9 protein-coding genes are annotated in these 14,166 nt (G+C 61.3%); 8 read left to right on the plus strand and 1 reads right to left on the minus strand.

All coding sequences use genetic code 11. From position 1 onward, the window contains the following. Positions 1–10 precede the first annotated feature (10 nt). Positions 11–1,342 (minus strand): TRZ/ATZ family hydrolase, encoded by a 1,332-nt coding sequence (locus CFII68_RS21215; RefSeq protein ID WP_018602942.1) that lies wholly within the window; start codon positions 1,340–1,342, stop codon positions 11–13. Between the two features lie 106 nt (positions 1,343–1,448). Between CFII68_RS21215 and mtnA the strand changes: the two genes are divergently transcribed. The 8 genes from mtnA to rpsA all read left to right on the plus strand — a co-directional run bounded on the left by mtnA (position 1,449) and on the right by rpsA (position 13,990). Further along, positions 1,449–2,525 carry an S-methyl-5-thioribose-1-phosphate isomerase gene (mtnA, locus tag CFII68_RS21210; RefSeq protein ID WP_018602944.1) on the plus strand — a complete coding sequence of 359 codons (1,077 nt, stop codon included), beginning with the start codon at positions 1,449–1,451 and terminating at the stop codon, positions 2,523–2,525. Positions 2,526–2,971: 446 nt separating this feature from the next. Next, positions 2,972–5,641: a DNA gyrase subunit A gene (gene gyrA / locus CFII68_RS21205; protein WP_018602945.1), complete on the plus strand. Its 2,670-nt coding sequence runs from the start codon at positions 2,972–2,974 to the stop codon at positions 5,639–5,641. Positions 5,642–5,947: 306 nt separating this feature from the next. Beyond that, positions 5,948–7,033, plus strand: coding sequence for a 3-phosphoserine/phosphohydroxythreonine transaminase (serC, locus tag CFII68_RS21200; RefSeq protein ID WP_018602948.1), 1,086 nt, complete (start codon positions 5,948–5,950; stop codon positions 7,031–7,033). Then, positions 7,033–8,127 carry a prephenate dehydratase gene (gene pheA, locus CFII68_RS21195; protein ID WP_014337224.1) on the plus strand — a complete coding sequence of 365 codons (1,095 nt, stop codon included), beginning with the start codon at positions 7,033–7,035 and terminating at the stop codon, positions 8,125–8,127. The genes serC and pheA overlap by 1 nt, the downstream gene beginning before the upstream one ends. Positions 8,128–8,140: 13 nt before the next feature. Then, a complete protein-coding gene (gene hisC / locus CFII68_RS21190; protein ID WP_018602951.1) occupies positions 8,141–9,253 on the plus strand; it encodes a histidinol-phosphate transaminase in 1,113 nt (370 codons plus the stop codon). 28 nt (positions 9,254–9,281) lie between these two features. Then, the gene (locus CFII68_RS21185; RefSeq protein ID WP_018602953.1) at positions 9,282–11,489 is read left to right on the plus strand and encodes a bifunctional prephenate dehydrogenase/3-phosphoshikimate 1-carboxyvinyltransferase; all 2,208 of its coding nucleotides are present in this window, start codon (positions 9,282–9,284) and stop codon (positions 11,487–11,489) included. Beyond that, complete coding sequence (gene cmk, locus CFII68_RS21180) at positions 11,486–12,175, plus strand: (d)CMP kinase (RefSeq protein WP_014337227.1); 690 nt, start codon at positions 11,486–11,488, stop codon at positions 12,173–12,175. Before CFII68_RS21185 ends, cmk begins: the two co-directional genes overlap by 4 nt. A gap of 120 nt (positions 12,176–12,295) precedes the next feature. Continuing rightward, on the plus strand, positions 12,296–13,990 hold the full coding sequence (gene rpsA / locus CFII68_RS21175) for a 30S ribosomal protein S1 (RefSeq protein ID WP_014337228.1): 1,695 nt from the start codon (positions 12,296–12,298) through the stop codon (positions 13,988–13,990). Positions 13,991–14,166 lie beyond the last annotated feature (176 nt).

Here is a 14,166-nt window from a genome sequence, read left to right on the forward strand (position 1 = left end):
AGGGGCGTGGTCATTCGTTGTGGCCGCTGATGCGGCGACCCCAGGCCTGGGCCGTGGCGATCAGTCTTGATTCGTCCATGCGGGTCAGTCGGCCATCTTCCAATAGCGGCTTGCCGCCCACCCACAGGTGTTTTACGCAATCGCGCCCGGTGGCATAAATCAGTTGCGACACCGGGTCGTAGATCGGCTGCTGGGCCAGGCCCGACAGATCGAAGGCCACCAGGTCGGCGGCCTTGCCGACTTCCAGCGAACCGACTGTCGCTTCGATGCCCAGCGCCCGGGCGCCATTGAGCGTGGCCATGCGCAGCGCCCGATGGGCATCCAGAGCCGTGGCCGAACCGGCGACGGCCTTGGCCAGCAGGGCAGCGGTGCGGGTTTCGCCGAGCAGATCCAGGTCGTTGTTGCTCGCCGCACCGTCGGTGCCGAGGGCGACATTGACACCGGCCTGCCACAGGCGCTCCACCGGGCAGAAACCACTGGCCAGTTTCAGGTTCGATTCCGGGCAGTGGATCACGCTGCAATTGCTTTCTACCAGCAAGGCCTGGTCTTCGTCGCTGATTTGAGTCATGTGCACGGCCTGAAAGCGTGGCCCCAGCAGGCCAAGGCGTCCCAGGCGAGCCATTGGTCGCTCAGCGGTGTTATCCACAGCCTGCTGCACTTCGAAGGCGGTTTCGTGAACGTGCATATGAATGGCCGCGTCCAGTTCCTCGGCGATCACGCGGATTTTCTCCAGGTTCTCGTCGCCCACGGTGTAGGGTGCGTGCGGGCCGAATGCGACTTTGATCCGCGGGTGGTGCTTGAGGTCGCCAAACAACTCGATGCCCTGACGAATGGCTTCGTCGGCGCTGGCGGCACCGGGGATCGGGAAGTCGAGGATCGGAATCGCGATTTGTGCACGAATACCGCTGTCGTGAACACACTCGCTGGCGATCTTGGGGTAGAAATACATGTCGGAGAAGCAGGTGATGCCGCCCTTGATCTGCTCGGCGATTGCCAGGTCGGTGCCATCGCGCACGAAATCTTCATCGACCCATTTGGCCTCGGCCGGCCAGATGTGCTGTTCCAGCCAGGTCATCAAGGGCAGGTCGTCGGCCAGGCCGCGGAACAGGGTCATGGCCGCGTGGCCGTGGGCGTTGATCAGGCCGGGGCTGAGCAGCATGCCGGGCAGTTCACGGACTTGGGCGGCATTACACTTCAGGGCTTCTGCCCGTGGGCCGATGAACACGATGCAACCGTCGCGAATGCCCAGGCCATGATCCTTGAGCACTACACCGGCGGGTTCGACAGGCACCAACCAGGTCGGCAGCAATAATAAGTCGAGCGCAACGGCAGGCTTGGGCATCGTGGAACGGTTCCATGGGGTATAAAGGATGGCGAAGTATACCCGAGCGTCTTCGCGGAGGGATCGCTATAATCGGCGGCTTTTGTTCATGAGTACGGGGTGAAGGATGCGCGATCGACTATTGGCTGCGGAGAAGGTGAAGGCCATCGATTGGCGCGATGGCGTCCTGTACCTGCTGGATCAGCGTGTCTTGCCGTTCGAGGAAAGCTGGATCGCCTGCACCCGTGCCGCCGATGTGGCCGAGGCCATTGGCTCGATGGCAGTGCGCGGCGCACCGATCATCGGCATCAGTGCGGCCTATGGTGTCGTGCTGGCAGCGCGGGCCAGGATGGTCGAAGGCGGTGACTGGCAAGCGGCGCTGGAGGCGGATTTTACCTTGCTGGCCGAGGCTCGGCCGACGGCGGCAAACCTCTTCTGGGCGCTGGACCGGATGCGCGACCGGTTGGGGCGCTTGAAGGAACACGCCGAGCCGCTGGCGGTGCTTGAGGCCGAAGCCATTGCGATCCATGAGAGTGACCGCGAAGCCAACCTGACCATGGCTCAGCTGGGCGTCGACCTGATCCGCAAGCACCAGGGCAATGCCCAGGCCATCCTGACCCATTGCAACACGGGTGCCCTGGCGACCGGTGGCTTTGGCACGGCCTTGGGCGTCATCCGTGGCGCGTATATTGAAGGCATGGTGGAGCGCGTCTATGCCGACGAAACCCGTCCATGGCTGCAAGGCTCGCGATTGACAGCGTGGGAGCTGGCCCGCGAGGGCATCCCGGTGACCCTCAACGCCGATTCCGCCGCTGCCCACATCATGAAGACCAAAGGTGTGACTTGGGTGGTCGTCGGTGCCGACTGCATCGCCGCCAATGGCGACGTGGGGAGTAAGATCGGCACCTATCAACTGGCGGTCTGTGCCATGCACCATGGCGTGCGCTTCATGGTGGTGGCGCCGAGCTCGACCATCGACATGAGCCTGGCCAGTGGTGATGACATCCCGGTCGAGGAGCACGACGGGCGCGAACTGCTGGAGATCGGCGGCAAGTGGCTCGGCGCAGATGTGGACGCCTTCAACCCGGTATTCGATGTCACCCCGGCGGACCTGATCGACGTCATCGTCACGGAAAAGGGCATCATCGAGCGCCCGGACACCGCGAAGCTGGCGCAGTTGATGTGTCGCAAGCGGTTGCATTGAAGATTGGGGCTGCCTGATCCATTGCCTTCGCGAGCAAGCCCGCTCCCACAGTGGAATGTGTTGTGGCTGATATCTCAGGCACACAAAAATCCCCTGTGGGAGCGGGCTTGCTCGCGAATGGGCCCTTAAAGGCAATAAATTCCTTGCATTTGGCCCCTGATTCTCCATCCGCAGCGCTCCTAAGCCCCTCTGATCCCATATCAGCCTGTCACCGGTCAACTAACTACGCACCATGCGCGTCTGGGGGATAGGTGCGTGGCGGCTCTTGTGATAACATCCGGCGGTTTCCAAGGCTGCCTCGCGAGGTGGCCTTTACTGCGCAGATCCATGGCATAACTCGTTGATTTGTCGTAAGTCGCTGCACGGCACTTGTTCTGCAGCGGCGAGCTTCGTTCGTCCCATCTGGATGTGACGAGGTTTCACCAGAAAAAGGAATCAGGCTTCTCATGGGCGAACTGGCCAAAGAAATCCTCCCGGTCAATATCGAAGACGAGCTGAAACAGTCCTACCTCGACTACGCAATGAGCGTAATCGTCGGGCGGGCGCTGCCGGATGCGCGCGATGGCTTGAAGCCCGTGCACCGGCGCGTGTTGTTCGCGATGAGCGAGCTGGGCAACGACTTCAACAAGCCGTACAAGAAATCTGCCCGTGTCGTCGGCGACGTGATCGGTAAGTATCACCCCCACGGCGACACTGCCGTGTACGACACCATCGTTCGTATGGCGCAGCCATTCTCCTTGCGCTACCTGCTGGTAGACGGCCAGGGCAACTTCGGTTCCGTGGACGGCGACAACGCCGCGGCCATGCGATACACCGAAGTGCGCATGACCAAGTTGGCCCACGAACTGCTGGCCGACCTGCACAAGGAAACCGTGGACTGGGTGCCGAACTACGACGGCACCGAAATGATCCCGGCGGTCATGCCGACCCGTATCCCGAACCTGCTCGTCAACGGCTCCAGCGGTATTGCCGTGGGCATGGCGACCAACATCCCGCCGCACAACCTCGGTGAAGTCATCGACGGTTGCCTGGCCCTCATCGACAATCCCGAGCTGACCGTCGATGAGCTGATGCAATACATCCCGGGCCCGGACTTCCCGACCGCCGCGATCATCAACGGTCGCGCCGGCATCATCGAAGCCTACCGCACCGGCCGTGGCCGCATTTATATGCGCGCCCGCTCCACCGTCGAAGACATCGACAAGGTTGGCGGCCGCCAGCAGATCGTCATCACCGAGCTGCCGTACCAGCTGAACAAGGCTCGCCTGATCGAGAAGATCGCCGAGCTGGTGAAAGAGAAGAAGCTCGAAGGCATCACCGAGCTGCGTGACGAGTCCGACAAGGACGGCATGCGCGTCGTGATCGAGCTGCGTCGTGGCGAAGTGCCTGAGGTGATCCTCAACAACCTCTACGCCCAGACCCAACTGCAAAGCGTGTTCGGCATCAACATCGTTGCGCTGATCGACGGCCGTCCGCGGATCCTGAACCTCAAGGACCTGCTGGAAGCCTTCGTACGTCACCGTCGCGAAGTGGTCACCCGCCGCACCGTGTTCGAACTGCGCAAGGCTCGCGAGCGTGGTCACATTCTCGAAGGCCAGGCCGTTGCCCTGTCGAACATCGACCCGGTGATCGCCTTGATCAAGGCCTCGCCAACGCCGTCGGAAGCCAAGGAAGCGCTGATCAGCACCCCTTGGGAGTCCTCCGCGGTGGTGGCAATGGTCGAGCGCGCTGGCGCCGACTCGTGCCGCCCGGAGAACCTCGACCCGCAATACGGCCTGCGCGAAGGCAAGTACTTCCTGTCCCCGGAACAGGCGCAAGCCATCCTGGAACTGCGCCTGCACCGCCTGACCGGCCTGGAGCACGAGAAGCTGCTGGCCGAGTACCAGGAGATCCTCAACCAGATCGGCGAGCTGATCCGCATCCTCAACAGCGCCACGCGCCTGATGGAAGTGATCCGCGAAGAGCTGGAAGTGATCCGCGCCGAATACGGCGACGTGCGCCGCACCGAGATCCTCGATGCGCGCCTGGACCTGACCCTGGGTGACATGATCCCGGAAGAAGAGCGCGTGGTGACCATTTCCCACGGCGGCTACGCCAAGACCCAGCCGCTGGCCGCCTACCAGGCCCAGCGTCGCGGCGGCAAAGGCAAGTCGGCGACCGGCGTCAAGGACGAGGACTACATCGCTCACCTGCTGGTCGCCAACAGCCACACCACGCTGCTGCTGTTCTCCAGCAAAGGCAAGGTGTACTGGCTCAAGACCTACGAGATCCCGGAAGCCTCCCGTGCCGCACGTGGTCGTCCGCTGGTCAACCTGTTGCCGCTGGACGATGGTGAATACATCACCACCATGCTGCCGGTGGAGGAATACACCGAAGGTCACTACATCTTCATGGCGACCGCCAACGGCACCGTGAAGAAGACCCCGCTGGAATCCTTCAGTCGCCAGCGCAGCGTCGGCCTGATCGCCCTGGAGCTGGACGAAGGCGACGTGCTGATTTCCGCCGCCATCACCGACGGCGAGCGTGAGGTCATGCTGTTCTCCGACGGTGGCAAGGTCACTCGCTTCAAGGAATCCGACGTGCGTGCCATGGGCCGTACCGCCCGTGGTGTGCGCGGCATGCGCTTGCCGGAAGGCCAGAAGCTGATTTCCATGCTGATCCCCGAAGAAGGCAGCCAGATCCTCACCGCTTCGGCGCGTGGTTATGGCAAGCGCACGGCCATCAGCGAGTTCCCTGAGTACAAGCGTGGCGGCCAAGGTGTGATCGCCATGGTCAGCAACGACCGTAACGGTCGTCTGGTCGGCGCTGTCCAGGTGCTCGATGGCGAGGAGATCATGTTGATCTCCGACCAGGGCACCCTGGTGCGTACGCGAGTCGCCGAAGTGTCGAGCCTGGGCCGTAACACCCAGGGCGTGACGCTGATCAAGCTGGCCAGCGATGAAACGCTGGTAGGGCTTGAGCGGGTGCAGGAGCCATCGGAAGTCGAAGGCGAGGAGCTGGAAGGCGAGGAAGGCGAAGGCACGGCATTCGACGGCACCCTGGGTGCCGATGTCGACGACGTGACCGGCGACCAACCGCTCGACGCTGCCGCAGACGAAGAAGAACCGCAGGACTAAGCGGACGCGCGGGGGGCGGATGAAGATTCGCCCCCTTGTTGTTTGTCTCGTTTGAAATTTCGTATCAAATTGCAGCTTTGTGAGAACAAGGCTTGTGTGGGAGCAAGGCTTGTGGGAGCAAGGCTTGTGTGGGAGCAAGGCTTGCCCGCGATGGCGGTAGATCAGTCAACATCAATGTTGGATGACAGTCTGCTATCGCGGGCAAGCCTTGCTCCCACACCTTTGCTCTCTCGCCCTAGGTCCACAATGCGCACCACCTGATACCGTATTAATTGCGTGAACCACCAGATCAGAGCGAGATTGGATGTGAGCAAGAGAGCCTATAACTTCTGTGCCGGCCCGGCGGCGCTTCCTGAGGCGGTCCTGAAGCGTGCCCAGGGTGAACTTCTCGACTGGCACGGCAAGGGCCTGTCGGTCATGGAAATGAGCCATCGCAGCGATGAGTTCGTATCCATTGCCACCAAGGCCGAGCAGGACCTGCGTGATCTGCTGAACATCCCGTCCAATTACAAGGTGCTGTTCCTGCAGGGCGGCGCCAGCCAGCAGTTCGCCCAGATCCCGTTGAACCTGCTGCCGGAAAGTGGCAAGGCCGACTACATCGATACCGGTATCTGGTCGCAGAAAGCCATCGAAGAAGCTTCGCGCTACGGTCACGTCAACGTGGCTGCCACCGCCAAGCCCTACGACTATTTCGCGATCCCCGGCCAGAACGAATGGAACCTGTCCAAGGACGCGGCCTACGTTCACTACGCGCCGAACGAAACCATCGGTGGCCTGGAATTCAACTGGATCCCGGAAACTGGCGACGTGCCATTGGTGGCCGACATGTCTTCGGACATTCTCTCGCGCCCTGTGGATATCTCCCGTTTCGGCATGATCTACGCCGGCGCCCAGAAAAACATCGGCCCAAGCGGCATTCTGGTCAACATCATCCGTGAAGACCTGCTGGGGCGTGCCCGTTCCCTGTGCCCGACCATGCTCAACTACAAGGTCGCGGCTGACAACGGCTCGATGTACAACACCCCGCCGACCCTGGCCTGGTACCTGTCCGGCCTGGTGTTCGAATGGCTGAAAGAGCAGGGCGGTGTCGAAGCCATTGGCAAGCTCAACGAAGTGAAGCAGCGCACGCTGTATGACTTCATCGACGCCAGCGGCCTCTACAGCAACCCGATCAACAAGACTGACCGTTCGTGGATGAACGTGCCGTTCCGCCTGGTCGACGACCGTCTGGACAAGCCGTTCCTGGTCGGTGCCGACGAGCGTGGCCTGCTGAACCTCAAGGGCCACCGTTCGGTCGGTGGCATGCGTGCCTCCATCTACAACGCCGTCGACATCAACGCCGTCAATGCGTTGATCGCCTACATGGCAGAGTTCGAGAAGGAACATGGCTGATGTCTGAGCAAGAACTCAAGGCGCTGCGCCTGCGCATCGATGCCCTGGACGAAAAAGTCCTGGAGCTGATCAGCGAGCGCGCGCGCTGCGCCCAGGAAGTCGCCCGGGTGAAGATGGCCTCCCTGGCCGAAGGCGAGGTGCCGGTGTTCTATCGTCCTGAGCGTGAAGCTCAGGTGCTCAAGCGTGTCATGGAGCGCAACAAGGGGCCGCTGGGCAACGAAGAGATGGCGCGCTTGTTCCGCGAAATCATGTCGTCGTGCCTGGCGCTCGAGCAGCCGCTGAAAATCGCCTACCTGGGCCCGGAAGGCACCTTCACCCAGGCAGCGGCCATGAAGCACTTCGGTCACGCCGTGATCAGCAAGCCGATGGCTGCCATCGACGAAGTCTTCCGTGAAGTCGCCGCCGGCGCGGTGAATTTTGGCGTGGTGCCGGTGGAAAACTCCACCGAAGGCGCGGTCAATCACACGCTGGACAGCTTCCTCGAGCATGACATGGTGATCTGCGGCGAAGTCGAGCTGCGCATCCACCATCACCTGCTGGTCGGCGAGAACACCAAGACCGACAGCATCAGCCGGATCTATTCCCACGCCCAGTCGTTGGCCCAGTGCCGCAAGTGGCTGGACGCCCATTACCCGAATGTCGAGCGCGTGGCGGTATCGAGCAACGCCGAAGCGGCCAAGCGGGTCAAGGGTGAGTGGAACTCGGCGGCGATCGCTGGCGATATGGCGGCCGGCCTCTACGGGCTGACTCGCCTGGCCGAGAAAATCGAGGATCGCCCGGACAACTCCACGCGGTTCCTGATGATCGGCAGCCAGGAAGTACCGCCGACCGGCGACGACAAGACGTCGATCATCGTCTCCATGAGCAACAAGCCCGGTGCGCTCCATGAACTGCTGGTGCCGTTCCACGACAACGGTATCGACCTGACGCGGATCGAGACCCGTCCGTCGCGCAGCGGTAAATGGACCTACGTGTTCTTCATCGATTTTGTCGGCCACCACCGCGATCCGCTGGTAAAAGGTGTGCTGGAGAAAATCAGTCAGGAAGCAGTGGCACTCAAGGTGCTGGGTTCCTACCCCAAGGCAGTTCTTTAAGGGCGGATAGCAAATGAGTGGCAACTTCCTCGCTCTGGCTCAGCCAGGCGTGCAACAACTCTCGCCTTACGTTCCGGGCAAGCCCGTGGACGAACTGGCCCGCGAGCTGGACCTGGATCCGGCCAGCATCGTCAAGTTGGCGAGCAACGAAAACCCGTTGGGCGCGAGCCCCAAGGCGCTGGCGGCGATCCGCGACGAACTGGCCGAGCTGACCCGTTACCCCGATGGCAATGGGTTTGCGCTGAAAAGCCTGCTGGCCGAGCGCTGTGGTGTCGAGCTCAACCAAGTGACGCTGGGCAATGGCTCCAACGACATTCTTGAGTTGGTGGCGCGCGCATACCTGGCACCAGGTCTCAACGCCGTGTTCAGCGAGCACGCGTTTGCGGTCTACCCGATCGCGACCCAGGCCGTCGGCGCCGATGCCCATGTGGTTCCCGCCAAGAACTGGGGGCACGATCTGCCGGCCATGCTGGCTGCCATCGACGCCAACACCCGCGTAGTTTTCATCGCCAACCCGAACAATCCGACTGGCACCTGGTTCGACGCCCAGGCCTTGGACGACTTCCTGCAAGACGTGCCCGCGCACGTGCTGGTGGTGTTGGACGAGGCCTACATCGAGTATGCCGAAGGCAGCGATTTGCCCGATGGCCTGGATTTCCTCGCGGCCTACCCGAACCTGCTGGTTTCGCGCACGTTCTCGAAAGCCTACGGCCTGGCCTCGCTGCGGGTTGGCTACGGCCTGTCCACCGCCGTGGTGGCCGATGTGCTGAACCGCGTGCGCCAGCCGTTCAACGTCAACAGCTTCGCCCTGGCAGCCGCCTGCGCCGCATTGCAGGATGAGGCCTACCTGGCTGAAAGCCGTCGCCTCAACGCGGCCGGCATGCAGCAGTTGGAAGTGGGGTTCCGGGAGCTGGGTCTGAGCTGGATTCCATCCAAGGGCAACTTCATCTGCGTCGACCTGGGGCGTGTCGCCGCGCCGGTGTACCAGGGGCTGCTGCGCGAAGGTGTGATCGTACGTCCGGTGGCCAATTACGGCATGCCGAACCACCTGCGTATCACCATCGGCCTGCCAGCGGAAAACAGCCGTTTCCTTGAGGCGTTGAGCAAGGTTCTGGCTCGTGGTTGATGTCACTTCGCTGCAACCTGCTGCCCCTATGATCGGTCGCCTGGTGGTGGTCGGCCTGGGGTTGATTGGCGGTTCGTTTGCCAAGGGCTTGCGTGAAAGCGGCTTGTGCCGCGAGGTGGTCGGTGTCGACCTGGATCCGCAGTCGCGCAAGCTGGCGGTGGAGTTGGGGGTGGTCGATCGCTGCGAGGATGACTTGGCGATCGCTTGCCAGGGCGCGGACGTGATCCAACTGGCGGTGCCGATCCTGGCCATGGAAAAACTGCTGGCGCGCCTGGCCACCATGAACCTGGGGCAAGCGATCCTGACCGACGTCGGCAGTGCCAAGGGCAACGTCGTACGTGCGGCCACCGAGGCCTTCGGCGGGATGCCGGCGCGCTTCGTGCCCGGCCATCCGATTGCCGGTTCCGAGCAGAGCGGGGTGGAAGCCTCCAACGCCGAACTGTTTCGTCGCCACAAAGTGATCCTCACGCCGCTGGACCAGACGGATCCAGCCGCGCTGGCGGTGGTGGACCGTTTGTGGCGGGAACTGGGCGCCGATGTCGAGCACATGCAGGTCGAGCGTCACGATGAAGTGTTGGCTGCCACCAGCCACTTGCCGCACCTGTTGGCGTTCGGCCTGGTGGATTCGTTGGCCAAACGCAATGAAAATCTTGAGATCTTCCGTTACGCTGCCGGCGGTTTCCGCGATTTCACGAGAATCGCTGGAAGCGACCCGGTCATGTGGCACGACATCTTCCTCGCCAACCGCGAAGCTGTCTTGCGCACACTCGATACATTTCGCAGCGACCTCGACGCCTTGCGCGACGCGGTCGATGCAGGGGACGGGCACCAATTGCTGGGCGTTTTCACGCGCGCCAGGGTGGCCCGCGAGCATTTCAGTAAAATCCTGGCCCGTCGGGCCTATGTGGACGCTATGAACTCCAACGATCTGATTTTCCTGGCACAACCTGGTGGCTCCCTGAGCGGGCGTATTCGTGTACCGGGCGATAAATCGATTTCCCACCGTTCGATCATGCTCGGCTCCCTGGCCGACGGCGTGACCGAGGTGGAAGGTTTCCTCGAGGGCGAAGACGCCCTGGCGACGCTGCAAGCGTTTCGCGACATGGGGGTGGTCATCGAAGGTCCGCACCACGGTCGCGTGACCATCCATGGTGTCGGCCTGCATGGTCTCAAGCCGGCCCCGGGGCCAATCTACCTGGGTAACTCCGGGACCTCGATGCGCCTGTTGTCCGGCCTGCTGGCCGCGCAGGACTTCGACAGCACCCTGACCGGTGACGCCTCGCTGTCCAAGCGCCCGATGAATCGCGTCGCCAACCCGTTGCGGGAAATGGGCGCGGTCATCGAGACTGCCGCCGACGGTCGTCCACCGATGATCATCCGTGGTGGCAACAAGCTCAAGGGCCTGACCTACACCATGCCGATGGCCAGCGCCCAGGTGAAATCCTGCCTGCTGCTGGCGGGTCTCTACGCCGAAGGCAAGACCACCGTCACCGAACCGGCCCCGACCCGCGACCACACCGAGCGCATGCTGCGCGGCTTCGGCTACCCGGTCACGGTCGATGGTGCCACGGCGTCCGTCGAGTCCGGCAACAAGCTGACTGCTACTCACATTGAAGTGCCGGGCGACATCTCCTCGTCGGCATTCTTCCTGGTGGCCGCCTCGATCGCCGAAGGTTCCGACCTGGTGCTCGAGCACGTCGGCATCAACCCGACCCGTACCGGCGTGATCGACATCCTGCGCTTGATGGGCGCTGACATCACCCTGGAAAACCAGCGTGAAGTCGGCGGCGAACCCGTGGCGGACCTGCGCGTACGAGCAGCTAAACTCAAGGGTATCGAGATTCCGGAGGCGCTGGTTCCGCTGGCCATCGACGAGTTCCCGGTGCTGTTCGTGGCGGCCGCCTGTGCAGAAGGGCGCACCGTACTGACGGGCGCCGAAGAACTGCGGGTCAAGGAATCGGATCGCATCCAGGTGATGGCAGATGGCTTGCTCGCCCTTGGCGGCAAGTGCCAGCCGACGCCAGACGGCATCATCATCGACGGCGGCCAGATCGGCGGCGGCGAAGTCCATGGCCACGGTGATCACCGTATCGCCATGGCCTTCAGTGTGGCGTCTTTGCGCGCCAGCGCGCCGATTCGCATCCATGATTGCGCCAACGTCGCGACGTCGTTCCCGAACTTCCTGGCGCTGTGTGCACAGGTCGGTATCCGAGTAGCGCAAGAGGCACAGTCGTGAATATCAAGGCACCGGTCATCACCATCGATGGCCCAAGCGGTTCGGGCAAGGGCACCGTCGCCGGGATCCTGGCCAGGCAATTGGGCTGGAACCTGCTTGATTCGGGTGCCTTGTATCGTCTATTGGCGTTCGCTGCCGCGAACCATGGCGTCGACCTGACCAACGAAGAGTTGCTCAAGGCGCTGGCCGCTCATCTGGACGTGCAATTCATTGCCGCGACCGACGGTCAGCTCCAGCGCATCATTCTGGAAGGCGATGAGGTCAGCGACGTCATTCGTACCGAAAGCGTGGGTGCCGGGGCCTCCCAGGTCGCCGCGCTGCCGGCGGTGCGCGAAGCCTTGCTGCAGCGCCAGCGCGCCTTCCAGGAGCCGCCGGGGCTGGTGGCTGACGGTCGAGACATGGGCACAGTGGTTTTCCCCGATGCACCGTTGAAGATTTTCCTCACCGCCAGTGCGGAGGAGAGGGCGCGTCGCCGATATTTGCAGTTGAAGGGCAAGGGCGAGGATGTTAGTCTGTCGAGTCTGCTAGATGAGATCCGTGCACGCGATGAGCGTGACACCCAGCGCGCAGTAGCCCCGCTCAAGCCGGCGGCCGACGCGATACAGCTGGATTCCACGGAGTTGTCCATCGATCAGGTGCTGCAACGCATCATGAGCGAGATCGCCATTCGCGATATCGCCGGGTGACCAGGAAGCTTCGCAGGGGACCAGTCATAGTCCTGCGATGCTTCTTTTATATGAAACTAACCCACATCGTCTGGGATGTGGAGGCGGGCGTATTCTTCGCCCTAATCAACAGGAATTAAAATGAGCGAAAGCTTTGCGGAACTCTTTGAAGAAAGCCTGAAAACCCTGAACCTTCAGGCAGGCTCCATCATCACCGGTGTTATCGTTGATATCGATTACCAAGCTCGCTGGGTAACCGTTCACGCTGGTCTGAAGTCTGAAGCACTCATCCCGCTTGAGCAGTTCTACAACGACGCTGGCGAACTGAACATCAACGTCGGTGACGAAGTTCACGTTGCGCTGGACTCGGTTGAAGATGGCTTTGGTGAAACCAAGCTGTCCCGTGAAAAAGCCAAGCGCGCTGAATGCTGGATCGTTCTGGAAGCGGCTTTCGCAGCTGAGGAAGTGGTCAAGGGCGTTATCAACGGTAAGGTTAAAGGCGGCTTCACTGTCGACGTTAACGGCATCCGTGCGTTCCTGCCAGGTTCCCTGGTTGACGTCCGTCCAGTGCGCGATACCACGCACCTGGAAGGCAAAGAGCTGGAATTCAAGGTCATCAAGCTGGACCAGAAGCGCAACAACGTTGTCGTTTCCCGTCGCAGTGTCCTGGAAGCCGAGAACTCCGCCGAGCGTGAAGCTCTGCTGGAATCGCTGCAGGAAGGCCAGCAGGTCAAGGGTATTGTCAAAAACCTCACCGATTACGGCGCATTCGTCGATCTGGGTGGCGTCGATGGCCTGCTGCACATCACCGACATGGCCTGGAAGCGTATCAAGCATCCTTCGGAAATCGTCAACGTTGGCGACGAGATCGATGTCAAGGTTCTGAAGTACGATCGCGAGCGCAATCGTGTTTCCCTGGGTCTCAAGCAACTGGGTGAAGATCCATGGGTCGCTATCAAAGCCCGTTACCCAGAAAGCACCCGCGTCACCGCTCGTGTTACCAACCTCACCGACTACGGCTGCTTCGCTGAGCTGGAAGAAGGCGTTGAAGGCCTGGTACACGTTTCCGAAATGGACTGGACCAACAAGAACATCCACCCTTCGAAAGTCGTACAAGTCGGCGACGAAGTGGAAGTCATGGTTCTGGACATCGACGAAGAGCGTCGTCGTATCTCCCTCGGCATCAAGCAGTGCAAGTCCAACCCATGGGAAGACTTCTCTGGCCAGTTCAACAAGGGCGATAAAATCTCCGGCACCATCAAGTCGATCACCGATTTCGGTATCTTCATTGGTCTGGACGGCGGCATCGACGGCCTGGTTCACCTGTCCGACATCTCCTGGAACGAAGTGGGCGAAGAAGCCGTACGTCGTTTCAAGAAGGGCGACGAGCTGGACACCGTTATCCTGTCGGTTGACCCAGAGCGCGAGCGTATCTCCCTGGGTATCAAGCAACTGGAAAGCGATCCGTTCTCCGAGTACGTTCAAGAGAACGACAAAGGCGCAATCGTTAAGGGCATCGTGAAAGAAGTTGACGCCAAAGGCGCCATCATCACTCTGGCCGACGATATCGAAGCGACTCTGAAAGCCTCCGAAATCAGCCGTGACCGCGTTGAAGACGCGCGCAACGTTCTGAAAGAAGGCGAAGAAGTAGAAGCCAAGATCATCAGCGTTGACCGCAAGAGCCGCGTAATCCAGCTCTCCATCAAGTCGAAAGACGATGCTGAAGAGAAAGAAGCAATCCAGAGCCTGCGCGACAAGCCAGCTACCTCTGACATTGCTGCTGGTCCTACCACTCTGGGCGACCTGCTGCGTGCACAAATGGAAAAACAGAACTGAGTTCTGTCAGACCATAGAAAAAGGGCGACTTCGGTCGCCCTTTTTTGTGCCTGCGATATTTTCAGATTTTTCCGACTCCCATAAGCGCTGCCAAACTGCGACCATTCGAGATGCTACGAAACCAACCCCTCAACCGGAGTGTCTCTTTTATGAAGCAGATCAATAATCTATCCAAG

This window comes from Pseudomonas sp. CFII68 (assembly GCF_000416195.1).
Taxonomy (GTDB): Bacteria; Pseudomonadota; Gammaproteobacteria; order Pseudomonadales; family Pseudomonadaceae; genus Aquipseudomonas; species Aquipseudomonas kilonensis.

What these genes read in the sequence shown, in the direction of transcription:
- CFII68_RS21215 (WP_018602942.1), bottom strand. Translation starts at nt 1,342, where the DNA reads ATGCCCAAGCCTGCCGTTGCGCTCGACTTATTATTGCTGCCGACCTGG.
- mtnA (WP_018602944.1), top strand. Translation starts at nt 1,449, where the DNA reads ATGCGCGATCGACTATTGGCTGCGGAGAAGGTGAAGGCCATCGATTGG.
- gyrA (WP_018602945.1), top strand. Translation starts at nt 2,972, where the DNA reads ATGGGCGAACTGGCCAAAGAAATCCTCCCGGTCAATATCGAAGACGAG.
- pheA (WP_014337224.1), top strand. Translation starts at nt 7,033, where the DNA reads ATGTCTGAGCAAGAACTCAAGGCGCTGCGCCTGCGCATCGATGCCCTG.
- hisC (WP_018602951.1), top strand. Translation starts at nt 8,141, where the DNA reads ATGAGTGGCAACTTCCTCGCTCTGGCTCAGCCAGGCGTGCAACAACTC.
- CFII68_RS21185 (WP_018602953.1), top strand. Translation starts at nt 9,282, where the DNA reads ATGATCGGTCGCCTGGTGGTGGTCGGCCTGGGGTTGATTGGCGGTTCG.
- rpsA (WP_014337228.1), top strand. Translation starts at nt 12,296, where the DNA reads ATGAGCGAAAGCTTTGCGGAACTCTTTGAAGAAAGCCTGAAAACCCTG.